Consider the following 21,676-nt stretch of genomic DNA (forward strand, 5'->3'; position numbering starts at 1 on the left):
CGCGGCGAACCCGTGCCGAGCCGGCCGACGGGGAGCGCGCGCCGAAGATCACCAGGACCTGACGCACCCGGGACGGCCGGGCGAGGTGCGTCACGTCCTCCTGATCACCGGACGGCGGGGGTGCCCGAGGGCCCGCCGGATCGGGAGCGCGAGCGGGCGCCGGAGGCGTGCGTCAGGTGGCGACGGGCTCCACGCGGCCGTCGGGGTGGTGCACGGCCGCGGCGAGGACGAGCTCGGCGACGTCGGGTACGGCGTGCTCGACCGACACCTCGGCCACGTCCCGGCCGACGGGCCAGTCCTCCGGGCGGCGTGCGGTGTCCGGGCCGCGGCGGGGCGGGTTGATGAGCGTGGCGCCCATGTTGATCGGCGAGAGGCGTACCGCGTCGGCGTGCCGGGCGAGCAGGCCCGCGGTGTCGACCTCGAGCACCAGGTGCGCCCGACCCCGGTACGCGCGCGCCGCGAGCAGCCGAGCGACCCGCCGGCGCGTGGGCCAGAAGTACACGCGGCCGTTCAGCATCCGGTAGAAGTCCCGGATCGCCATGCCGTCGAGGCAGCGGGCGAGCTGGCCGTCGTGCAGCACCCCGTTGTCGCGCAGCACGACCCCGTCGCCCAGCGGGACCGTTGTGGCCCGCCGGCCCGTCACCAGCGCGGACGAGGCCCCGAAGCGTTCGACGAGCGCGGTGGCACTGACGAGCCCGTGCGCGCGGATCGAGGGCCACGCCCCGGGCTCGGCCATGTGGAACAGCCGCGGGTACCGGGCGGCGAGATCGCCGGGCGCGCGCCCGGCCCCGCTCACGAGCGGCGGCGCGGCAGCGGCATGGCGGGCCCGGTGCCGCCGGTGTCGTCGCGGCCGTCGCGGGGCGCGCGCCGGGCCGCCGGCAGCAGGCGCAGGCCGTCGAGCACCCGGGCGAGGACCTCGGGCCGGGGTGAGGGGACGGGCCCCACGGCGACCTCGGCGGCGCGCCCGGCGAGGTCGGCCCGCTCGACGGGGTCGGAGGGTGCGGTGTCGGGCCCGGCCGGGTCGAGCACGGACTCGCCGGCGTCACGATCGGGGGTCACTCGTCCGAGCGTAGGTCGGGGGTGTCCGCCGCGGGCGCACCGCGGCCGCCGGGCGGGCGACGGCGGGCGGGCCGCGACGAACCGCAGCTCGGCGCGGCGGACCGCGTGGCACGGCGTGTCGAGGGGCTGTCACGCTGGGTCGATCGGGGCGGCGCCGCACCGCGCAGCGCGTAACGCGTGCCGTTCGTCGTCCGAGAGCTACGGGAGTGACCGGCCGACGGCGGGCGGTCCACGGCAGCAGGGGTGGTCGGGGAATGAGCATCGGCGGCATGGTCGACGGCGGGGGGCCGGGACCGGACCAGGACGAGGAGCGCGGGCAGCGGCGGCGCGGGGTCCGCGCGCTCGTCTACGGGCTGATCGCCCTGCTGGTGCTGGTCCTGCTCGCGGCGGCGGGCATCGTCATCGTCACGCAGCAGCTGGGCTCGCAGGTCGGCCGCTATCCCTCGGTGTTCGCCCCGATCGACCCGTCCACGCGCCCCGCGGACGCCGCCGGGCAGACGTTCCTGCTCATGGGCACCGACACCCGGTCCCCGGAGGCGACCACCGGCACCGACGCCGCGCCCGACGCCGTCTTCGGCTCGCAGCGCAGTGACGTCATCATGGTGGCGTCGATCGCCGAGGACGGGCAGAGCGCCAGCATCGTCTCGATCCCGCGCGACTCGTGGGTCGACATCCCCGGCCGTGGCCAGAACAAAATCAACGCGGCGTACGCGTTCGGCGGGCCGCCGCTGCTGATCCAGACCGTCGAGCAGCTCACGCGCGTGCACATCGACCACTTCGCGGTCATCGACTTCGCGGGCTTCGCGCAGATGACCGACGCCGTCGGCGGGATCGACGTCAACGTGGGTCAGGAGTCCGAGCGCGACGGCGTCGTCGTCCCGGCCGGCGAGCAGCACCTCAACGGCGAGCAGGCGCTGGTCTACGTCCGCGAGCGCAAGAACCTGCCCGGCGGGGACCTCGACCGCGTCCGGCGCCAGCAGGCGGCCCTGCGCGCGTTCCTGCAGCAGGCCCTGTCGTCGGGGACGCTGTCCGACCCCGCCCGTGCCTACACGCTGGTCGACACGGTGACCCGCCACGTCGGCGTCGACGACTCGCTGTCCAACACCGGCCTCGCCCAGCTCGCCTTCGGCCTGCGCGACCTGCGGAACTCGAACGTCTCGTTCCTGACGGTGCCGGTGACCGGGACGGGGATGGAGGGCGACCAGTCGGTCGTCTACCTCGACGAGGGCGCCGGGCGTGACCTGTGGTTCGCGGTCAACACGGACACGGTGCCGCAGTGGGTCGCCCAGCGCCCGCAGGAGCAGCTCTCCGACACGCCGCGCTAGATCCGGGTATGCCTGGTCCATGAACTGGGACGTCGTGGTCGTGGGCGCCGGCTCGGCCGGCTGCGCGCTGGCCGGGCGCCTCACCGAGGACCCGCACCGCCGCGTGCTGCTGCTCGAGTGCGGGACGGCCGTGTCCGACGCGGCCGCGTACGGCGCGGACGTCCGCGACGTCGCCTCGCTGGCGGCCGCCGACCCCGACGGCCCCCACACCTGGGACGTCCGGGTCGAGCTGCTCCCCGGCAGGCACACGCGCGTGGGGCGCGGGCGGCTGCTGGGCGGGTCGAGCGCGGTCAACGGCGCCAACCACCTCCGGGCGACGCGCGCCGACCTCGACGCGTGGCCGGGGTGGTCGTACGACGCGACGCTGCCCTACTACGTCCGCGGCGAGCGGGACCTGGACATGCACGGCCCGCTGCACGGCGGCGCGGGCCCGGTGCCTGTCGTGCGCCCCGCGGGCGAGCTGCGCGCGCCGGTCACCGAGCGGTTCCTCGCCGCCGCGGCCCGCGTCGGCGTGCCCGCCGAGACCGACAAGAACGGCGACCAGCCGCCCGGCGCGGGGCTGGTGCCGGGCAACGTGCGCCGCGGGGTGCGCGTGAACGCGGCGATGGCCTACGTGCTGCCGCACCTCGCGCGGGAGAACCTCGCCGTCCGCGGTGGCGTCACCGTCGCCCGGGTGCTGCTCGACGGCGACCGCGCCGTCGGCGTGGAGAGCACCGACGGCGAGCGGATCGAGGCCGGCGAGGTGGTGCTCGCGGCCGGGTCGGTCTGCACCCCGCAGCTGCTCGCGCTCTCGGGCATCGGGCCGCCCGACGCCCTGCACACCGCCGGCCTGGCCGTGCGCCACGAGCTGCGCGGCGTCGGGCGGGGCTACGGCGACCACCCGAGCGTCTACCTGGCGTTCCCCGACCCCGGGGAGGGTCTGCACCCCGAGGCACCCGGCGCGCAGGCGGCGGTGCACCTCGACTCCGGCGACGACCCGGCCGGCGACCTCGAGATCCTCCTGTTCGCCCGGCCGTTCGCACCGGGCGGGTCGTGCCACCTCATGTGCGCGCTGCAGGCCCCGGAGAGCCGCGGGGTCATGTCCTTCGCGTCGGCGCCCGGCGAGTGCCCGCGCCTCGAGCACCGCTACCTGGTCTCGGGCCGCGACCGGGCCCGCATGCGCCAGGTCGTGCGCCGGGGAGGGGAGCTGCTCGCGGCCGGGGGGCTCGCGCTCGACCCCGGCCGCGGCAGCGACGACCGCGCCCTCGACGCCTGGATCACCGCCCACCTCACGACGTCGGCGCACCTGTGCAGCACCGCGAAGCTCGGCCCGGCGTCGGACCCCGAGGCCGTCGTCGACCCCGAGCTGCGCGTGCACGGGCTGCGCGGACTGCGGGTCGTCGACACCTCGGTGCTGCCGACCGTGCCCCGCCGCGGACCCGCCGCGACCGCCCTGATGCTGGGCGAGCGGGCGGCCGACCTGATCGCCGGGACGGTCCTCCAGCCCGCGTGACGCCCGGTTCGTCCCTGCCCGTGACCTGCTGCCCGATCGCGTGCCCGGACACGGTCACAGCTGCGACACGATGGTGTGATCGCTGCTCACGACCTCGGTGATCGCGACGACACTCCTCGCGAGACCCGCTCGAGGTGATCGAGGAGAGCCGATGTCGTTCCTGCGCCGCCGTGCCGACGCCCCGTCGGAGCGTGCCGACGACACGCCCCCGCGCCTCACCCGCGCCGAGCGCAGGGCGCAGAAGGCCGAGCAGGCCGCGGCGGTCGAGCTCGCCGCCCGCGTCGCCCGCGCCCAGCGCCGCCTCGCCCAGGCCACCGGCCCGCTGCCCGTCGTGTCCCCGCGGCGCTCGTCGGACGAGGCCGTCCCGAGCGAGGCCGTCCCCACCGACTGAGGCGCGCGGGGCTCGACGGCCCGGCTCCGCCGCGCCGCGCCGCCGTGGAATCCTGCGCGGCGTGCGTGATCGGCCGGCCGCCCCCCTGCTGACGGCGGTGCTGGCCACGCTGCTGACGACACTGCTGACGCTGCTGCTCGCCGGCTGCGGGGGCGCGCCCACGGCCGCGGCGCCGCCACCCGCCTTCGACCCGCCCACCGGCTTCGGCGCGCCCACCGGGACGATCTTCGGGGGCTCGGGCACGTCCGTGTTCGGGCGGGACGCCGACGCGCTGCCCGCAGCCCTCGTCGGCACCGCGATCTGGGCCACCGACGGCGGACGCGTCGCCCGCCTCGACTCCACCGGCACCCCGGTGCCGGGCACCGACGCGCCGCCGGGCCGCTACGCCGCCGGGCGTCCCGTCGCGAGCCCGGACGGCGCGGTGCTGGTCGGCGCGGGCAGCGTCGTCCCGGGCTCGGGCACCACGCCGCCCGGGCTCGCCGTCGACCTGCTCGCCTTCGACGCGGCCGACGGCGCGCTGCGCTGGACCGCGCCGACCGTCCTGCCGTGGACCGAGCGCCCCCCGGCCGTCGCGATGGACGTGGCCGGGGTGGTCGCCGGGGTCGCCGTGCTCACCGCGAGCACCGACACCCAACGCACCGCGCTCGGCGTCGACCTCGCCACCCGGCGGGTGCTCTGGACCGCCGACGGCGTCGCGGTCGACGCCCTGCTCGCCGACGGGCCGGCCGGCGGCACCGCGGTCGGGGTGGCCACGACGCCGGGGGAGAGCGGCGCCTACGCGGACTCGACGGTCGTCGGGCTCGACGTCGTGACCGGGCTGCGGCGCTTCGCGCTGCCCGAGGTGCTGCGCGACCCGCGGATCACCGTCGCCGGCCCCGCGCTCGCCGTGGTCAGCGGGCGCACGACGGCGACGACGCTCTCCGCACCCGCGGCGTCGCTGCGCTTCGTCGACCCCCGCGGGGCCACCGTGCGCACCGTCGACGTCGGCCGGACGTACACGGCGCCGCGCTGCGTCTGGGACGAGGCCGCCACCACCGTCTGCGGCGGCGACACCCGCCTGTTCGCCGTCGACGCGGGCACGGCCGCCCCGCTGTGGGAGCTGCCGGACCCCGCCGCCAACCGCGTCGCCCCGCAGATGACCACGGCGTGGCACGGCGCGGTGTACGGGACCACGGTCAACGGCCCCGTCGTGCTCGACGCGCGCACGGGCGCCGACCGCGAGACCCGGCCCGGCGCCGCGCCGGCGCTGGTCAACGCCTACCTCGGGCTCGGCGTCGAGACCACCGGCGTCGCGGGCTTCGGGGGCGGCGCGGCGATCACCCCGGCGACGCGCTGAACCCGCGCCGGAGCGCCCTGAACCGCACCGGCCCGCGTCGCTGATCCCCGGCCCGGGTAGCCGCCGGGCATGGGCGACCACCAGCACAGCATCGACGTCCGCCGTCCGCCGGAGGAGGTCTTCGCGTACCTCTCCGACGCCGAGCACCTGCCCGAGTGGGTCAGCGGCCTGCAGCAGGCGAGACGCGCCGGCGGGGAGGAGGTCGACGTCGTCGCGGCCGGCGGCGGCGAGCAGCACGAGGACCGGGCCTGGATGCACGCCGACGCCGACGCGCGCAGCGTGCGGTGGGGCGCCGACCGGGTCGCGGACTACCACGGTGAGCTGTTCGTGACCGGCATCGGCGACGAGGACTCGCGGGTCACGGTCAGCCTGCACACGCCCGGGGGCGACGACCCGGAGCACCACGACCAGGTCCAGCAGGACCTCGAGCGGACCCTCGCGGACCTCGAACGGCGGCTCGACGGGTCGGCGACGGGCTGAGGGAGCGACAGGACGGGTGATCGTCGCGCGCGCCGGGGTCCCCTGAATCGTTCGACGTGGCGACGGTCACTCCGTCGTGGCATCGTGGGTGGCTCCGGAGCCGAGTGAGCGGAGAGCTCGTGCGCATCCCGTTCGTCCGTCGCCGTCCCACGAGCCGTGCCACCAGCCGTGCGTCCAGCCGCGAGAGCGGGGTCACCACCCGCCGGGCCGGCGCGTCCGGCACCGCCGCGGCCCGGGCCACCACCACGGCCCGCGACGTGCCCGGTCCCGAGGTCATGGTCGGGATGGAGTACCTCGACACCCCGGCGCGCGAGGCGGTCCGCCCGCCCGCGCCGGAGGTGGCGGTCTGCGGCATCGACCCCCAGGTCCCCGGCACCCCCGCCGTGCCGCGGCTGCACGTCGTCGTCCTCGGCGACGCGCCGCGCCCCGACACGGTCGGCGAGCTGCTCGACCGGGCCGGCGACGGCGTGCGCGTGCGGCGGCTGACCGTCGACGTCCGCGGCCTGCGCGACGTCCTCGAGAGTCGCGGCGGCTGGAACCTGCTCGCGTCGCTCGTCCGCGAGCCCGCGGACCGCGTCACCAACGCCGTCTTCCGCGCCACCATGGCGCGCCCCGCGCCCGAGGGGGCCGGGCCGGCCGGGTCGCTGCTCGAGGACGGCGACGTCGACGTCGAGGTCTGCATCGTGGGCGAGGGCGACACGGTCGCCGGCCGCTGCCGCCGCGAGCTGGGTCGCGGGCGCCTGTCGCTGACGACGTTCCTCGCCGACTCCGAGCGGCTCACCCGCCGGCTCGCCGAGGCCCTGGCCCGCCCGCGCGACCGCGGCACCCGGCGCTCGTTCGAGCAGGCGCTGGCCGACGTGCTCGCCGACGCGCCGCTGTCGGAGCTGCTCGGGCGCCACCGCGCCGCGCCCTACTGCTCGGTGCCGGGCACCTGGGCGACGCCCCCGACGCCGGCCACCCCGGCGCCGCGGCGCGGCGACCTCGCCGTGCAGGTCGACACGACGGTGCCGTTGGAGGAAGCGGCGCGCTGAGGACCGCCTACGTGGTGTGAACGATCAGCACGTCGGTGGGGGAGCGGCGGGAGACTTCCGCGGGCACCGACCCGAGCAGGCGCCCGGCGAAGCTCGCGAGGCCCTTGTTGCCGACCACGACCAGGTCGGCGTGGTGCAGCTCGACCTTGTCGCAGATGGCCTGCACCGGCTCGCCCTCGACAGCGACGGTGTTGACCTCGTCGGCGCCCTCGCGCCGGGCGACGTCGCGGGCGTCGCGGAGCTTCTCCTCGGCGGGGTTCGCCCCGATGATCTTGTACGCCTCGTCGCCGAGCGCGCGCTCCGCCTCGGCCTGGTCGCGCCCGCCCGGGCGGCTCGAGCGCTCGTAGGCACAGATGATGAGGAGCTTGGCTCCCGCGTCGGCGGCGATCCGGGCGGCGCGTCCGACGGCGAGCGTGGCCGAGGAGGACCCGTCCGTGCCCACGGCCACGAGCTTGTAGTCACCCACGGCGGCACCCTAGGGGTCGCCCGCGCGGGCGTTCCCGCAGGGTGGCGGCGACCCGTCGAGCCACCCCGGGTCGCTTCGCGGGGAGAGATCGGACAGACTGTGCGCGAGCGCCCCGGTCGACGCACGTCGGTCGAGGACGTCCCCGACGCACGACGACGACGACCGGACAGGCGGTGCAGCCGGCGATGACCCTGGCGAGCGGCTACTTCGTGCTCAGCCCGATCTGGCACGAGATCGTGATCGGCATGATCGCGTTCGGCGCGCTCTACCTCGTCATGAGCCGAGTGCTGCTGCCGCGGCTGGAGAAGGTCTACAACGAGCGCCACGACCGGATCGAGGGCGGCTTCGAGCGCGCCGAGCAGGCCCGCGCCGAGGCGCGCCGCGTGCACGCCGAGTACCGCACCCGCATCGGCGAGGCGCGCGACGAGGCCTCCCGCATCCGCGACACCGCGCGCGAGGAGGGCCAGCGCCGCAACGACGAGGTCCTCGCCGCCGCGCGCGAGGAGGCGTCGTCGTTCGTCGCGCAGGGTCGCGAGGAGCTCGCCTCGCAGCGCTCGTCGGTCGCCTCGGAGCTGCAGCCCGACGTGGCCCGTCTGTCCCGCCGCCTCGCCGGGCGCCTGCTGGGCCGCGAGATCGGCGAGGACGAGTACCGCCAGGTCGTCGACGAGTACCAGACGCAGCGCGTCTGAGCCCTGCTCCGCAGCGCCGTGCGCTGCGGGAACCGGACGGATCGGACGCGTCGATCACGGTCCGGTCACGATCACGGTGTGTCGCGGGAGTTCCGGCGTCGTGTCGGTAACGAGCCCGCCGGACCGCCCCGATGAGTGCCCGAGGGCACACCGGGCGGACGGGGCGGGCACATGGACGGTCGCGGGGTCGGTCGCGGGGTCGATGGCGGAGACGGCCGTGGAGGCCACCGAGGCGGCGGGGGCGGCGGGGGCGGCGGGGGTGGCGCCGACGGTCTCCCCCGGGTGCGGGCACGTCGGCTCCGGACCGCCATCGCGCGCGGCGCGGCGGTGGGCCTGCTCGTCGCCGGTGGGCTGCTGCTCGGGTCGGAGCTGCCCGACCCCGGTCCCGCCCGGGCCGCCGACCCCGCGCCGGCCCCGGTGCCGGCGCCGGTGCCCTACGGCGGGGCGCTCGACGCCCCGGACCCCGGCGGGTCGTTCGCCGACGAGCAGGTGCTGGAGGTCGCGATGCTCGGCCTCGGTGCCGTGAACGGGGTGGCGTTCGCGGGCGTCGTCGTCGTCAGCCGGTTCCGCGGCAGCTCGGCGTCGGCCACCCGGCGGGCGCTCATGGCGCGGACCGGTCGTGGCGTGCCCTCCGGGCCGCGGCCCCGGGACCTGCGGTGACACGCCCGAGATCCCACCGGGGACACCGCCGGTGACGCCCTCTCCGGTGGAGCACAGGACCGTCCGTGCTGGAGGGTGAGCGCCCGCACGGCGTAGCCGGTAGCTCCCAACGGCCGCGTCTCGTGGTGGTGGGCGGTCCAACGGGTGAAGGAGATCCCCCGAACGGGCTGTTCCGCGAGCCGTCCGCAACGCGTCAGGCTGGCGGGGACGATCCACCGGGTGACCCTGTGTCGCCGCACCGACGCCCTGGGCGCACCCGGCGGCGACACGACCTCGCCCATGAAGGAGCGCCGTTGTCGACCGACGCCGCGACCCCGGAGACACCCGTGACTGCCGAACCCGACGGTGGGGTGCACGACGGGGCGCCGGACGGTGTGGAGGACGCCGGGCCCGCCGCCGACGCGACCGCTGCCGACCCGACCGACACCACCGACACATCCGACACGCCCGCGGCCGGCCCGACCGCCACCGGCCCGACCGCCACCGGCTCGACCGCCACCGGCCCCGCCGACGAGACCGGTGACGGTGCCGAGGCCCGCCCCGAGCTGCCCGACCCCGTCGTGCCCGCCCCGCGGGCGGCCGACGGCGCGGTCACGGCCGCGGAGCGGACGCCGGGCACCCGGCAGGTCCCCGAGCCGGCCCCCGACGAGCCCGCCGGGGGCCGCCTGACCACCCGGCTGCGCGAGGCCCGCGAGCGCCTGGAGCCGGAGCAGACGGCGATCCCCGCGCCCCGCAGCCCCGAGGGCGTGGTCCCGCCCGCCGTGTTCGGCCGGGCCGGCGCCGCGCCGGCCGAGCTGGTCGGCGCCGTCGACCAGCTCATCGCGGAGCTCGCCCACCTCGAGGGCGGCAGCGGCGACGACCCCGTCCGTCGCGCGCTCCTGCGTGCGCTCGGCCTGTCCGCGTCGGGCGTGCCGGAGGCGGGGTGGTCGACCGGCCTCGCCGCCGACGACCTCGCGGGTGCCGCCGAGACCGCCACCACGCTGCACGAGGCGGCGGAGGCCCTGCTCGAACGTCTCGACGCCGAGGAGCGCGCCGCGTCGGCGGTGGAGGTCGACGCGGTCGTCACCGCCCTGCGCGTCGCGCGCGTCGTGCTCGACCTGGAGGCCTTCGCCCGCCACGGGCGCTGATCGACCCGCCGCGACGTGACGCGCCGGCCCCGGAGGACGATCGAGCCGTGGCGAGCGTGGCGGTGGTCGGCGCGGGAGCGATCGGCGGTGTCCTCGCGGCGCTGTCGGCCGAGCGGGGGCACGCGGTCACGGTGTGCGTGCGCACGCCGTTCGACGAGCTGCACGTGACCCGCGAGGGCGTCGAGCGCGCGGCGGCGGTCACCGTCGCCACCGACCCCGGCGACGTCGGCCCCGCCGACTGGGTGCTGCTCGCCACGAAGGCGCAGGACACGGCGTCCGCGGCGGGCTGGCTCGCGGCGCTGGCGGGTCCCGGTGCGGTCGTGGTGGTCGCGCAGAACGGGGTCGACCACGCGCGGCGCGTCGACGGTCTCGTCGACCCCGGGGCGACGGTGCTGCCGGCCTCGGTGCGCCTCGGGGCGGAGGCCGTCGCGCCGGGCCGGGTCGTCCACCACGGGTACGGACGGCTCACCGTGCCGGACGGGGAGGCCGCCCGCGGGCTCGCGGCGCTCTTCGGCGCGGACCCCGGCGACGGCACGCCCGGGACACCCCACGGGCTGTCCGTCCTGGCCACCGACGACTTCACCACCGTCGCCTGGCGCAAGCTGCTCAGCAACGCGATCGCCAACCCCGTCACCGCCCTGACGGGCCGGCGCAACGACGTGCTCGCCGAGCCGGCGACGCGCGGTCTCGTGGTCGCGCTGGCCCGGGAGGTCGTGGCCGTCGGGCGCTCGGTGGGCGCCGCGCTCACCGCCGCGGACGTCGAGGCGCTCGTCGCGCACTACGCCGACATGCCCGCGGGGCTCGGCACCTCGATGCTCTACGACCGCCTCGCCGGCCGGCCGCTCGAGCACGAGTACCTCACGGGCGCGGTCGTCGAGACCGGGTCGCGCACGGGCGTCGCCACCCCGCTCAACACGGCCGTGCTGGCCCTCCTCCGGGGGGTCCGCGCCACGAACGGGCAGGTCATCTGAGGGGACGGCTCGCGAGAACCGCTCTGGACTGCGACGATCGGCGGTATGGACGGTCGGGGAGACGGCGCGCCGCGGCGTTTCCGGCTCCTGTTCGTCTGCACCGGCAACATCTGCCGATCGCCGTTCGCCCGGTTCCACGCCCGCGCGCTGCTCGAGATGCGGCTCGGTCCGCGGTGGGCGTCGTGGTTCGACGTCGCCAGCGGCGGGACGGGCGCGGTGGTCGGCGCGGAGATGCACCCCCTGTCGCGCGCGCAGCTCGGCCCGCTCGCGACGCACCCCGACGTCGCCGCCTTCCGTGCCCGCCAGCTGCCCGCCCGTGACGTCGAGCTCGCCGACCTCGTGCTCACCGTCAGCCGCTCGCACCGCTCGGCCGTGCTCGAGCTGGAGCCGCGCGCGCTGCGCAGCACGTTCACGATGCGGGAGTTCGCGCGCCTGCTCGCGAGCATCGACCCCGCCGAGCACGCCGCCCTGCCCGCCGACCCCCGCGAGCGCGCGCACGCCCTCGTCGCCGCGGCGCTCGCGCAGCGCGGTCAGGGCGCACCGGTCGACGCCGAGGACGACGCCATCCCGGATCCGGTCCAGGGCGAGGCCGCCGAGCACGCCGAGGCCGCGCGCCTGATGCACGGGGCGATCCGGCCGCTGGTCGACGCGATCGGCGCGGGCGTGCCCTGGCCGATGCGCCCGCCGCGCCGCCCGGCGCCGACCGGCCGGCACGGCGTGCCGCCGGGGATGCCGGTGGGCCCGGCACCGGGGATGCCGCCGCCCGGGATGCCGGTCGGGGCCCCGCACGGGATGCCGCCGCGGGGCGGACCACCCGGACCCCCGCCCGCACCGCCGCAGGGAGCTCCCGGGCCCCCGCTCGCACCGCCGCCCGGAGCTCCGGGACCGCCGCCCGGACCGCCGGGCGCCCCGTACCCGCTTGGGCCGGCGCACGGTGCCCCGGTCCCCGCGGGCGCGCCGGGCGCGCTGGCCCCGACGGGCTCGCGCCGCCCGACCGGACCTCACGTCCCGCCCCCGGGCGCGATGACCGGCGCCGCGGCCGTGCCCGGGCAGTACGCGCCCTCGCGGCCGTCGCCGGCCGGCGACGACGCGGAGGAGCCGTCGCCCCCGGACGGGCACGTCGACACCCACGCCCGCCACGGGGACGGGGAGCAGCGACCGGCGTCGCGCTCCCGCCACGCCTGGCCGGACGGCGAGGACGAGGAGGAGAGCGAGGCCGACGGGCGGCCGAGCGGCGACCGCTGGGCGTCGCTGCCCCACGCGGGTCGCTGACCTGCCGCTCCGCGCCGGGAGGGCTCAGCTCGGCCAGGCGCCCTGGGCGCGCAGCGGGTGGCGGGCGAACGCGAAGCGACCGCCCCGCCCGCGCGCGGCGGCGGCCGGTGCGGGCGCGAGCAACGGCGCCCAGACGGCCCAGGCGGCCGCGTCCCCGGCGGTGACCGGCACGCCGTCGGCGGCCCGGTCGACGAGCTCGCGGCACGGGGAGACGCCGCCGGCGGGACGGACGACGCACACGCGCAGGCGCTCGCCACCGGAGGTGACGTGCATCCCCGCGCGCGCCGAGCGGCCGACCTCGAGGACCAGCTCGTCCGGTGTCCCGTCGAAGCGCACGCCGCGCGTCGACTCGAAGCTCAGCCGCCCGTCGCGCAGGCGCAGGATGCCGGGTACGTGGGTGACCTCGCGGACGATCCACGCGATGCCGGCCATGTCGGCGGAGGCGTCCGGGGACGCGTCGTGGTGGGCGCGACCGGGCGGCGCGGACCGTGGGGTGGGCACGGCGACGAGCGCGGCGGCAGGGCCCGTCGTCGTGGGCCGGGGCGGGACGGTCATCGTGACCTCCTCCCGGGTCGTTGCGGTGTCGTGACCTGACCTACACCCAACGCGCGAGGCCCCCGGGGTGTCATGCTCCGGTCGGGCGAGGCGCGGCGGGCAAAGGAGTGGTCCGACGCCGGGCGCGCTGCGTGAGGAACGGTCCGGGCCAGCCGGGTGAGCGGGTGCCCCGAACGGCCCGCCCGGTGCCGCCCTCCGTGACCGATCGGTGGCATGCTGCCGCGCCGTCGGCGGAGGGCACCGCCCCGGACCGGTGGCGCGGGCGCCGACGCCGCCCCTACCCCGCGGCGAGCACTACGGTCAGCAGTCACTGGGGGAGCGGACCGCCCTCGTCGACGACCTCGGGAGCACAGAGCGTGAGCAACCCCGGTGAGTACCGGCAGCAGTCGGGTTTCGAATTCCACCCCGAAGGGCTCGGCGGCCCGTCCGGCGGTGACCCGGCGGCCGGCGGCACCGTGCCGTGGGGTGGGCAGCAGGGCGGGCAGCAGAGCGGCCGGTCGTTCGCGGAACCCGAGGCCGGCTACGGGCAGCACCCCGTCCCGTACGGGCCGCCGGGGTACGGGCCGCCGGGGTACGGGCAGCCCGGCTACGGCCCGGGCCACGGCGGGCAACCCGGTTACGCCCCGGGTTACGGCGGGCAACCCGGCTACGGCCCGGGCTACGGCCCGCAGCCCGGCTACGGCCCGCCGGTGTATGGGGTCCCCGGCGGCGATCCCACCGAGGTCGTCGGGTCCCGCGTCGGCCAGTACATCCTCGACGGGCTGCTGACCGCGGTGCCGACGTTCGTCGTCCTGTTCGTGGTCATCGGCATCGCGGGCGCCACGGCGGACCCGTCGACGGCGTTCACCGTCATCGGCATCGGCTACGTCCTCGCCCTGCTGCTGGGGCTCGGCGCCGGGTTCGCCGTCTTCGTCCACTGGCCCTCCACCCACCAGGGCCAGACGCCGGCGATGGGCTGGCTGAACATCCGCATCGTCCGCGAGGAGGACGGGGGCGTCCCGACCCTGGGCCAGTGCGCCGTGCGCTGGCTGCTCCTCGTCGTCGACGGCCTGTTCGCCGGCGTCGTCGGGCTCGTCGTCATGTCGACCTCCGCGCGGCACCAGCGCGTGGGCGACATGGCCGCGAGGACCCTGGTCGTCCGGGCCTGACGCAGCGCGACGATCCGGGCACGCACCGACTTCGCTCGACGGACAGCGCGGTCGGTGCGCGGCGCGGACGCGACGATCCTGTCACACCGTCGAGCGGTGGCGCTGCTCTGCCCGGGCGAACATGACGAGAACTGGCCTCACGGCGAAACACCACTCGACCGCCGAGCGACTTCCGGGCCGTATCCGGGTGCATCGGAGCGCCCGCCAAGACGAGCACACCGCCGGGTCGCCGGTGCGTGGTGAAGGGTTCGAACGTGAGCACGACAGCACCCCTGTCGATCGGGCGACGATGAGCGCCCCGCCCCGCGGCGGATACGCCGCCTGGGTCAGCTGGCTGGAGGCCTTCCGACGGGGCGAGGACCCGTCGACCGAGGGGCTCGGCCCCGTCCGCGGGGGCTTCGGCTCCTACGTGGAGGCGCGCCTGCTCGAGCGGTTGTCCACCGCGTTCGCCGAGCGCGTCCGCCAGTGGCAGACCGCGCTGGGCGACCGCATCGTCGCGCAGCCGCCGGACGGCCCGGTCGCCGCGGCCGCGCTCCTCCAGGACGCGGTCGCGCGCCTCGAGCCCCTGGTGCGGCTCGCCGACTCGCCGCTCGTGCCGCGCCCCCTCGGGGTGTCGATGCACGACATGCTGCACTCGGTGCGGGACGGCGCCCGCGCCGCGCTCGACGAGGCGTGGCGGCGCGGTCTGGAGGACGAGCACGCCCCCGGCATGCCGGCCCAGCGCGGCGTCGACCCCGCCCGGCTCGCGGCCGCCCGCACGCTCCCCGGCGCCGTCACGGGCGCCGTGCCGACACCGCGACCGGGCTTCCGCCGCAACTGAGGCGGGATCAGCCCAGCCCGACGCGGGCGAGGATCCCCCGGTGGTCGCTGCCCGGGACGTCGACGATGTCGACCTCCCGGGCGGCTGGGCCGCCCGAGACCAGCACGTGGTCGATCTGCACCCCGAGCAGTCGCGGGGCCGCGGCGGGCCAGGTGCCCATGAGGCCCGCGCCGACGTCGCTCGCGGCGTCGGTGCAGCCCTCGATGGCCTCGCGGAGCTCGGCGTGGTCGAGGGTCGCGTTGAGGTCGCCCGCGACGACGGTCGCGCGCTCGCCGGTGCACCAGCGCGACAGGGCCGCGACGTCCCGCCGCCAGGCGTTCGTGTCGCCGGGCTTGGGCGACTGCGGGTGCGTCGCGACGACGCGCACCGGTTGGCCGTCGACGTCGGCGAGGTCGACGATCAGCGACGGGAACTCGGTGTCCCGGTCCGGCGTCACCGTCGGTCGGCCCAGGTCGCGGCGCACGAACACCGTCATGGGGCTGTCGTCGCTCTCCGCGTCGGCGGCGAAGACGCGGTAGCCGCTCGTCCCCTCCTCGCCGCCGGACTCGTCGACCAGGGCGTCCTGGAGGTCCGAGCGCAGCCCGCCGCGCGCCTCGGGCAGCACGACGACGTCGGGGGTGCGGGCGGTGATGAGGCGGGCGAGCGCGTCGGGGTCCGCGCGGCTGAGGTAGGCGCTGGCGGTGAGCACGGTCAGCTCGGCACCGCCGGTGGCGCCCGTCTCCCCGGAGCCCACGGCGCGGGGCAGCACCATCGCCAGCCCGAGCACGCCGACCAGCCCGAGCGCGAGCGCCGTCGGCCACGCCCGCCGCGCCCCGAGGACCACGAGCACGGCGAACACCGTCGTCGCCGCCGCGAGCTGGGGCCGGAACGCGATCGTCTGCACGAACGGCGTGCGGTGGTCGATGCCGAGCAGGTCGGAGAACATCACCACGGCCGCCGGGAGCCCGAGGACCACCGCGGCCCCGATCGCCGCCGGGGCCGGCGTCCCGAAGCGCCGGCGCGCGGCGCCGAGGACCGACCCCGCCGTGCGGCCCGGCGGGCTCGGCGGCGGACCGAGCCCACCGCGCCCACCGCTGCCACCGCTGCCACCGCTGCCACCGCTGCCACCGCGCTCGCCGTACCCGCCGCGCCCGCCCTCGGTGGCACCGGCCCGGGGGATCGCCGCCGTCGGGCGCGACGCGGCGCGGTCGCCCCTCTGCTCGCCGGGGGGCGGCAGGTGGCGCGTCGGGGGCCCCGACGGCCCCGACGGTCGAGGCGGGCCGGGCAGCCGGCCACCCGGGCCCGGCGGCGGCCCGGAGCGGTACGGCGGTCGCGCCCCGCCGGGTCCTCCCACCGGGGGCCCGGGGCGGTACCCGCCGGGCCCGGGCCGGTCGGGAGGAGGTCCGGTCACCCGCGGGTCACGCGGAGGATGACGTCGTCCGACCCGTTGTCGGTGGTGAGGTAGAGCGCCCCGTCGGGGCCGAGCCGAGCCCCGCGCAGCCGGCCGAACTCGCCGTCGAGCGCGGCCGGGACGGTGACCTCGACGATCCTGTTCTCGTCCGCACCCTGACCGGGCCGCATGAGCAGGAGCTTCTCGCCCTTCTGCGCGGACACCGCGAGCATCCCGGCCATGTCGCCCCACGCCGCGCCGTCGAGGAACGTCGCGCCGCTGATCGCCTCGGTCGGGTCGCCGGAGCTCCAGGCGGCGGGGACCGCCTCGGGGTAGCGGTCGAGGTCGGTCATCGGCACGTCCTCGTCGTACCCGCCGGGCGACTCGCCGCCCCGGGCCGGGTCCCACCCGTAGTTCGCGCCCGGGACGACGACGTTGATCTCGTCGTCGACGTCGGGGCCGTGCTCGGAGCTCCAGGCGCGGCCGGTGCCGGGCTGGACCGTCACGGCCTGGACGTTGCGGTGGCCGTACCCCGAGATGAGGCGCTCGTTCGCGCTGCCGGACTCGCCGAAGGGGTTGCCCGGCGCGGGTCCGCCGGTGGCGGGGTCGACCCGGAGCACCTTGCCGCCGAGGGAGTTGCGGTCCTGGGGGATGGTGGCGCGGGCCGTGTCGCCGGTGCCGACGAGCAGCATGCCGTCGGGGGCGTAGGTCGGGCGGCAGCCGGAGTGCCGGCCCGACGGGTTGATCGGCAGGCCGCCGACGAGGGGGTCCTGCACCTTCTCGGCGCGCGTGCCGTCGGGGGACAGGCGCCAGGACACGACGCGGACGTCGACCGGCCGGCCGTTCTCCTGGTGGGTCTGGCAGGTGACGAACGTCCCGGAGGTGGCGACGTCCGGCGCCGCGGCGATGCCCATGAGCCCGCCCTCGCCGCGCGCGTACACGTCCCGGAGGTCGGCGGTGACGGGTGTGACCCGCGCGCCGGGTCCCAGGCCCGTCACCAGCGACAACGACCCGTCCCGCTGCGTGACGAGCATCCGGTCGCCGCCGACGAACGCGACGTCCCAGGGGTTCGCGAAGTCGCCCGCGACGGTCTCCACGCGCAGGCCGGTCCCGGTCGGCGACGCGGTCGTCGGCGCCGGGGCGGCCCCCGCGCCTCCGCCCTGCCGGGGGGCTGCGGAGGTCTGTTCGGAGGCCTCGCCGCATGCGGTGAGGGCCAGGGCGAGCAGCGCCGAGAGGGCCAGCAGGGCGCGCGCCGGGCGTGGTCGGCTCGGGGTCACGGGGAATCATGATGCCGTCCGCCGCGTCCGGTCGGCGTGGGGCCCTGCCCCCGAACGGCCCCCGCACGGCCTCCGCGGCCCCGGAGATCCGGCGTCCGACCTGGTGTTGTCGCTGAACGGACCGCACGGTACTTTTTCCGCGGCGCCGGGGAGCCCGTGCGGTTGACCGGGGGGCACGCACGGTCGCTACGGGGCCGGGGGGTGCCGGTGGCGGTCCCACCGGCGCCCCCCTGACCAGCGGCTCCCCGTGTCAGCGAAGTGCCTTCGCTGACACTGAACGTCCGTATCGGTACTTCGATCATGGCCGCGTCGCCGGCGGGGAGACCGAGCGCACCGGAGCCACGGCGCCGCTGTCGGGGTGCGCACGTACCCTGGATTCATCCCCCGGCGCGATCGCCCGACCAGGTCGCGCCCGACGGTCCGTCGAAGGGTCCCTCCGCGTTGTCGCCCGCTGCGTCGCTCGCTGCCCCGCCCGAGAACTCCACGTCGCCCGGGTCCGCACCCCTCGCCCCCCTCCTGCCCGCCATGCTCGCCGACCCCGGCCTGAGCGAGGTCGTCGCCGCTGCCGGCCGCGACGTGGCGGTCGAGGGCCCGACGGGCCTGCGGCCCTTCGTGGCCGGCGCGCTGGCATCCCCCGGGGCCGCGGGCGGCGCCGACGTGCCCCTGCTCGTCGTCACGGCGACCGAGCGGGAGGCCGAGGAGCTCGCGGGCGCGGTCGGCGAGCTGCTGGGCCCCGACGCCGTCGCGTACCTGCCGAGCTGGGAGACGCTGCCCCACGAGCGCCTGTCCCCGCGGGCGGACACGGTCGGCCGGCGGGTCACCGTCTTCCGGCGCCTGGCCCACCCCGAGGCGGAGGACACCCCGGACGTCCCGCTGCGCGTGGTCGTCGCCGCGACCCGCAGCCTCATCCAGCCCGTCGTGCCCGGGCTCGGCGACCTCGCGCCCGTGCGCCTGGTCGAGGGCACCGAGTACGAGCTCGAGGACCTCACCGCCCGCCTGGTCGACCTGGCCTACGCCCGGGTCGAGATGGTGGAGAAGCGCGGCGAGTTCGCGGTGCGCGGCGGCATCGTCGACCTGTTCCCGCCGACGGCCGCCGCTCCGGTGCGCGTCGAGTTCTGGGGCGACGAGGTCTCCGAGCTGCGCTGCTTCTCGGTCGCCGACCAGCGCTCGCTGCCCGGCGAGGGGGCCGACGCGCGGCCCGCCGAGGTCGTCGCCCCGCCGTGCCGCGAGCTGCTGCTCACCGAGACCGTGCGGGCCCGCGCCGCGGAGCTCGCCGCCGAGCACACCAAGGACAAAGCGCTCGCGGAGCTGCTCGGCCGCGTCGCCGAGGGCATCCCGTCCGAGGGCATGGAGTCGCTGATCCCGGCGCTGCTGGGAGGGGACGGGGAGACCCCCGAGCTCGCGCTGCTGCCCGAGCTGCTGCCCGCGGACGGGCACGTGCTGCTCTGCCACCCCGAGCGCGTGCTCACCCGGGCCGCCGACCTCGTGCGGACCGGCCAGGAGTTCCTCGAGGCGTCCTGGCTGGCCGCGGCCGACGGCACCGACGGGCGCGCCCCGATCGACCTGGGCGCCTCGGCCTACCGCGACCTCGGCGACGTGCGCGCCGTCGCGGCCAAGGCCGGGCGGCCGTGGTGGACGCTGTCGAGCCTGGCCACCGACCCCGACGTCGAGGACGACTCCCACACCCATCGAGGGGAGCACGCCGATAGGGGGGCCCGCGTGCTGCGCCCGGGCTTCACCGGCGTCGAGGCCTACCGCGGCGACGTCCCGCGCGCCGCCGCCGACCTGCGCGCGCTGGCCGCCGCCGGCGGCACCGGCGTGCTCGTCGTCCCCGCGGCGGGCACCGCCCAGCGCGCGGCCGAGCAGCTGCGCGAGCACGAGGTGCCCGTCCAGCTCGCGGCCGAGGGCCTGGCCGGGGCGCCGGAGGCGGGCGTCGTCACCATCACCCGCGGCGGGCTGGCCGACGGCGTCACCGCCGGCGGCACCTCGCTGGTGATCGTCACCGAGGCCGACCTCACCGGCACCCGCCCGGGCACCGAGGGCGCGGTCAAGCGGGCCCCGGTCAAGCGGCGCAACGCCGTCGACCCGCTGACCCTGCAGCCGGGCGACTTCGTCGTCCACGCCCAGCACGGCATCGGCAAGTTCGTCGAGATGACCCAGCGCACCACCGGCACCGGGCCGGCGCGAACGACGCGCGAGTACCTGGTGCTCGAGTACGCCTCGTCCAAGCGCGGGCAGAGCTCCGACCGCCTGTTCGTGCCCACCGACCAGCTCGACCAGGTCAGCCGCTACGTCGGCGGTGAGCTCCCGACGCTGAACAAGCTCGGCGGCTCGGACTGGTCGAAGACCAAGTCGAAGGCGCGCAAGGCGGTCCGCGACATCGCGGCCTCCCTGGTCCAGCTCTACGCCGCGCGCCAGTCGGCGCCCGGGCACGCGTTCGCGGCCGACACTCCATGGCAGCGGGAGATGGAGGACGCGTTCCCGTTCACCGAGACGCCCGACCAGGCCTCGGCGATCGACGACGTCAAGGCCGACATGGAGAAGCCGGTCCCGATGGACCGCGTCATCTCCGGCGACGTCGGCTACGGCAAGACCGAGATCGCGGTGCGCGCCGCGTTCAAGGCGGTGCAGGACGGCAAGCAGGTCGCGGTGCTCGTGCCGACGACGCTGCTCGCCCAGCAGCACCTCCAGACGTTCACCGACCGCATGCGCAACTTCCCGATCACGGTGAAGGGGCTCTCGCGGTTCACCGCGCCCAAGGAGGCCGACGCGACGATCCGCGGGCTCGCCGACGGGAGCGTCGACGTCGTCGTCGGCACCCACCGGCTGCTGCAGACCGGGGTGGCGTGGAAGGACCTCGGCCTGGTGATCATCGACGAGGAGCAGCGCTTCGGCGTCGAGCACAAGGAGCACATCACCGGGCTGCGCGCCCACGTCGACATGCTGTCGATGTCGGCGACGCCGATCCCGCGCACGCTGGAGATGAGCCTCGCCGGCATCCGCGAGATGTCGACGATCCTCACCCCGCCCGAGGAGCGGCACCCGACGCTGACCTACGTCGGCGCCCACGAGGAGAAGCAGGTCGCCGCCGCGATCCGGCGCGAGCTGCTGCGCGACGGGCAGGTCTTCTACATCCACAACCGCGTGAACTCGATCGACGACGCCGCCGCGCGCCTGCGCCGGCTCGTGCCCGAGGCGCGCATCGCCACCGCGCACGGGCAGATGGCCGAGGAGCGCCTCGAGCGCACGGTCAACGAGTTCTGGGAGCGCGAGCACGACGTGCTGGTGTGCACGACGATCGTCGAGAACGGCCTCGACATCTCCAACGCCAACACGCTGATCGTCGAGCGCGCCGACACCCTCGGGCTCTCGCAGCTCCACCAGCTGCGCGGGCGCGTCGGGCGCGGCCGCGAGCGGGGCTACGCCTACTTCCTCTACCCGGCCGACCAGCCGCTCACCGAGACCGCGCACGACCGCCTCGCCACCGTCGCCCAGCACTCCGAGCTGGGCGCGGGCACCGCGGTGGCCATGAAGGACCTCGAGATCCGGGGCGCGGGCAACATCCTCGGCGCCGAGCAGTCCGGCCACATCGCCGGCGTGGGCTTCGACCTCTACGTCCGGCTGGTGGGCGAGGCCGTCGAGGCGTTCAAGGCGCACGCCGGCGCCGACGGCGGCGAGGAGCCGCTCGCGGAGGTCCGCGTCGACCTCCCGATCGACGCCCACGTGCCGCACGACTACGTCGACACCGAACGGCTGCGCCTCGACGTCTACCGCAAGATCGCCGAGGCCGCGGACGCCGCGGCCCTCGACGCCGTGCGCGAGGAGCTCGTCGACCGCTACGGCGAGCCGCCGGTGCCGGTCGGCAACCTGCTCGCGGTCGCCGCGTTCCGGCAGGCGTGCCGCCGCCACGGGATCACCGAGGTCGCGGGCCAGGGCAACATGATCCGGTTCGCGCCGGTGGAGCTGCCCGAGTCGATGCAGATGCGGCTGCGCCGCCTGCACCCGCGCGCGCAGTACAAGGCGGCGTCGCGCACCCTCTCGCTGCCCCGGCCCGTGGAGGGCTCCGACGGCCCATCAGGATCCCGAGGACCGGTGCGCATGGGCGCCGCCCCGCTGCGCGACCTCGCCCTCCTGGCGTGGTGCGAGCAGCTGTTCGGCCAGCTCTTCCCGGCACCGGAGCCGGCGGCGGCCGCGGCGACCTGAGGCCC

20 protein-coding genes are annotated in these 21,676 nt (G+C 77.1%); 14 read left to right on the forward strand and 6 right to left on the reverse strand.

Annotated elements, in window-relative coordinates:
* Positions 1-172: 172 nt before the first annotated feature.
* Positions 173-796, reverse strand: coding sequence for a DUF7002 family protein (locus ACYX4T_RS24865; RefSeq protein WP_476011892.1), 624 nt, complete (start codon positions 794-796; stop codon positions 173-175).
* On the reverse strand, positions 793-1,059 hold the full coding sequence (locus ACYX4T_RS24870) for a hypothetical protein (protein ID WP_476011893.1): 267 nt from the start codon (positions 1,057-1,059) through the stop codon (positions 793-795). Before ACYX4T_RS24870 ends, ACYX4T_RS24865 begins: the two co-directional genes overlap by 4 nt.
* Positions 1,060-1,313: 254 nt before the next feature.
* Here ACYX4T_RS24870 and ACYX4T_RS24875 point away from each other — a divergent pair, with 254 nt between their 5' ends.
* The 6 genes from ACYX4T_RS24875 to ACYX4T_RS24900 all read left to right on the forward strand — a co-directional run bounded on the left by ACYX4T_RS24875 (position 1,314) and on the right by ACYX4T_RS24900 (position 7,114).
* The gene (locus ACYX4T_RS24875; protein ID WP_476011894.1) at positions 1,314-2,384 is read left to right on the forward strand and encodes an LCP family protein; all 1,071 of its coding nucleotides are present in this window, start codon (positions 1,314-1,316) and stop codon (positions 2,382-2,384) included.
* Positions 2,385-2,403: 19 nt separating this feature from the next.
* Entirely contained in the window at positions 2,404-3,876 is a 1,473-nt protein-coding gene (gene mftG, locus ACYX4T_RS24880; protein ID WP_476011895.1) for a mycofactocin dehydrogenase MftG, read from the forward strand.
* Positions 3,877-4,027: 151 nt separating this feature from the next.
* Complete coding sequence (locus ACYX4T_RS24885; RefSeq protein WP_476011896.1) at positions 4,028-4,267, forward strand: hypothetical protein; 240 nt, start codon at positions 4,028-4,030, stop codon at positions 4,265-4,267.
* Positions 4,268-4,328: 61 nt separating this feature from the next.
* Complete coding sequence (locus ACYX4T_RS24890; protein ID WP_476011897.1) at positions 4,329-5,603, forward strand: PQQ-binding-like beta-propeller repeat protein; 1,275 nt, start codon at positions 4,329-4,331, stop codon at positions 5,601-5,603.
* 69 nt (positions 5,604-5,672) lie between these two features.
* Complete coding sequence (locus tag ACYX4T_RS24895; RefSeq protein WP_476011898.1) at positions 5,673-6,083, forward strand: SRPBCC family protein; 411 nt, start codon at positions 5,673-5,675, stop codon at positions 6,081-6,083.
* 119 nt (positions 6,084-6,202) lie between these two features.
* Positions 6,203-7,114 carry a hypothetical protein gene (locus ACYX4T_RS24900; RefSeq protein WP_476011899.1) on the forward strand — a complete coding sequence of 304 codons (912 nt, stop codon included), beginning with the start codon at positions 6,203-6,205 and terminating at the stop codon, positions 7,112-7,114.
* 7 nt (positions 7,115-7,121) lie between these two features.
* Here the strand turns inward: ACYX4T_RS24900 and ACYX4T_RS24905 are convergent, their stop codons facing one another.
* Positions 7,122-7,580 carry a universal stress protein gene (locus ACYX4T_RS24905; RefSeq protein ID WP_476011900.1) on the reverse strand — a complete coding sequence of 153 codons (459 nt, stop codon included), beginning with the start codon at positions 7,578-7,580 and terminating at the stop codon, positions 7,122-7,124.
* A gap of 185 nt (positions 7,581-7,765) precedes the next feature.
* Here ACYX4T_RS24905 and atpF point away from each other — a divergent pair, with 185 nt between their 5' ends.
* The 5 genes from atpF (at position 7,766) to ACYX4T_RS24930 (ending at position 12,299) form a co-directional block, all read left to right on the forward strand.
* Positions 7,766-8,269, forward strand: a complete 504-nt coding sequence (atpF, locus tag ACYX4T_RS24910) for a F0F1 ATP synthase subunit B (protein WP_476011901.1) — start codon at positions 7,766-7,768, stop codon at positions 8,267-8,269.
* 282 nt (positions 8,270-8,551) lie between these two features.
* Positions 8,552-8,929 carry a hypothetical protein gene (locus tag ACYX4T_RS24915; protein ID WP_476011902.1) on the forward strand — a complete coding sequence of 126 codons (378 nt, stop codon included), beginning with the start codon at positions 8,552-8,554 and terminating at the stop codon, positions 8,927-8,929.
* A gap of 326 nt (positions 8,930-9,255) precedes the next feature.
* Positions 9,256-10,056, forward strand: a complete 801-nt coding sequence (locus ACYX4T_RS24920) for a hypothetical protein (RefSeq protein WP_476011903.1) — start codon at positions 9,256-9,258, stop codon at positions 10,054-10,056.
* Positions 10,057-10,103: 47 nt separating this feature from the next.
* The gene (locus ACYX4T_RS24925) at positions 10,104-11,027 is read left to right on the forward strand and encodes a 2-dehydropantoate 2-reductase (RefSeq protein ID WP_476011904.1); all 924 of its coding nucleotides are present in this window, start codon (positions 10,104-10,106) and stop codon (positions 11,025-11,027) included.
* Positions 11,028-11,072: 45 nt separating this feature from the next.
* The gene (locus ACYX4T_RS24930; protein WP_476011905.1) at positions 11,073-12,299 is read left to right on the forward strand and encodes an arsenate reductase/protein-tyrosine-phosphatase family protein; all 1,227 of its coding nucleotides are present in this window, start codon (positions 11,073-11,075) and stop codon (positions 12,297-12,299) included.
* A gap of 24 nt (positions 12,300-12,323) precedes the next feature.
* On the opposite strand, the gene ACYX4T_RS24935 is transcribed toward ACYX4T_RS24930, so the two are convergent.
* Positions 12,324-12,854 carry a hypothetical protein gene (locus ACYX4T_RS24935; RefSeq protein WP_476011906.1) on the reverse strand — a complete coding sequence of 177 codons (531 nt, stop codon included), beginning with the start codon at positions 12,852-12,854 and terminating at the stop codon, positions 12,324-12,326.
* A 356-nt stretch (positions 12,855-13,210) separates the two neighbouring features.
* Here ACYX4T_RS24935 and ACYX4T_RS24940 point away from each other — a divergent pair, with 356 nt between their 5' ends.
* The gene (locus ACYX4T_RS24940) at positions 13,211-14,002 is read left to right on the forward strand and encodes an RDD family protein (protein WP_476011907.1); all 792 of its coding nucleotides are present in this window, start codon (positions 13,211-13,213) and stop codon (positions 14,000-14,002) included.
* A gap of 289 nt (positions 14,003-14,291) precedes the next feature.
* Entirely contained in the window at positions 14,292-14,822 is a 531-nt protein-coding gene (locus ACYX4T_RS24945) for a hypothetical protein (protein WP_476011908.1), read from the forward strand.
* A gap of 7 nt (positions 14,823-14,829) precedes the next feature.
* On the opposite strand, the gene ACYX4T_RS24950 is transcribed toward ACYX4T_RS24945, so the two are convergent.
* On the reverse strand, positions 14,830-16,212 hold the full coding sequence (locus ACYX4T_RS24950; RefSeq protein ID WP_476011909.1) for an endonuclease/exonuclease/phosphatase family protein: 1,383 nt from the start codon (positions 16,210-16,212) through the stop codon (positions 14,830-14,832).
* On the reverse strand, positions 16,209-17,468 hold the full coding sequence (locus tag ACYX4T_RS24955; RefSeq protein ID WP_476011910.1) for a PQQ-dependent sugar dehydrogenase: 1,260 nt from the start codon (positions 17,466-17,468) through the stop codon (positions 16,209-16,211). Before ACYX4T_RS24955 ends, ACYX4T_RS24950 begins: the two co-directional genes overlap by 4 nt.
* A 525-nt stretch (positions 17,469-17,993) precedes the next feature.
* Here ACYX4T_RS24955 and mfd point away from each other — a divergent pair.
* Entirely contained in the window at positions 17,994-21,671 is a 3,678-nt protein-coding gene (gene mfd, locus ACYX4T_RS24960; protein WP_476011911.1) for a transcription-repair coupling factor, read from the forward strand.
* The last annotated feature ends 5 nt before the right edge of the window (positions 21,672-21,676 follow it).

Source organism: Actinomycetospora sp. ABD4_176 (assembly GCF_056311855.1).

Bases quoted from the DNA above. Each gene is read 5' to 3' on its own strand.
- ACYX4T_RS24875 (WP_476011894.1), top strand. From the start codon at position 1,314: ATGAGCATCGGCGGCATGGTCGACGGCGGGGGGCCGGGACCGGACCAG.
- mftG (WP_476011895.1), top strand. From the start codon at position 2,404: ATGAACTGGGACGTCGTGGTCGTGGGCGCCGGCTCGGCCGGCTGCGCG.
- ACYX4T_RS24885 (WP_476011896.1), top strand. From the start codon at position 4,028: ATGTCGTTCCTGCGCCGCCGTGCCGACGCCCCGTCGGAGCGTGCCGAC.
- ACYX4T_RS24895 (WP_476011898.1), top strand. From the start codon at position 5,673: ATGGGCGACCACCAGCACAGCATCGACGTCCGCCGTCCGCCGGAGGAG.
- atpF (WP_476011901.1), top strand. From the start codon at position 7,766: ATGACCCTGGCGAGCGGCTACTTCGTGCTCAGCCCGATCTGGCACGAG.
- ACYX4T_RS24930 (WP_476011905.1), top strand. From the start codon at position 11,073: ATGGACGGTCGGGGAGACGGCGCGCCGCGGCGTTTCCGGCTCCTGTTC.
- ACYX4T_RS24935 (WP_476011906.1), bottom strand. From the start codon at position 12,854: ATGACCGTCCCGCCCCGGCCCACGACGACGGGCCCTGCCGCCGCGCTC.
- ACYX4T_RS24945 (WP_476011908.1), top strand. From the start codon at position 14,292: ATGAGCGCCCCGCCCCGCGGCGGATACGCCGCCTGGGTCAGCTGGCTG.
- mfd (WP_476011911.1), top strand. From the start codon at position 17,994: ATGCTCGCCGACCCCGGCCTGAGCGAGGTCGTCGCCGCTGCCGGCCGC.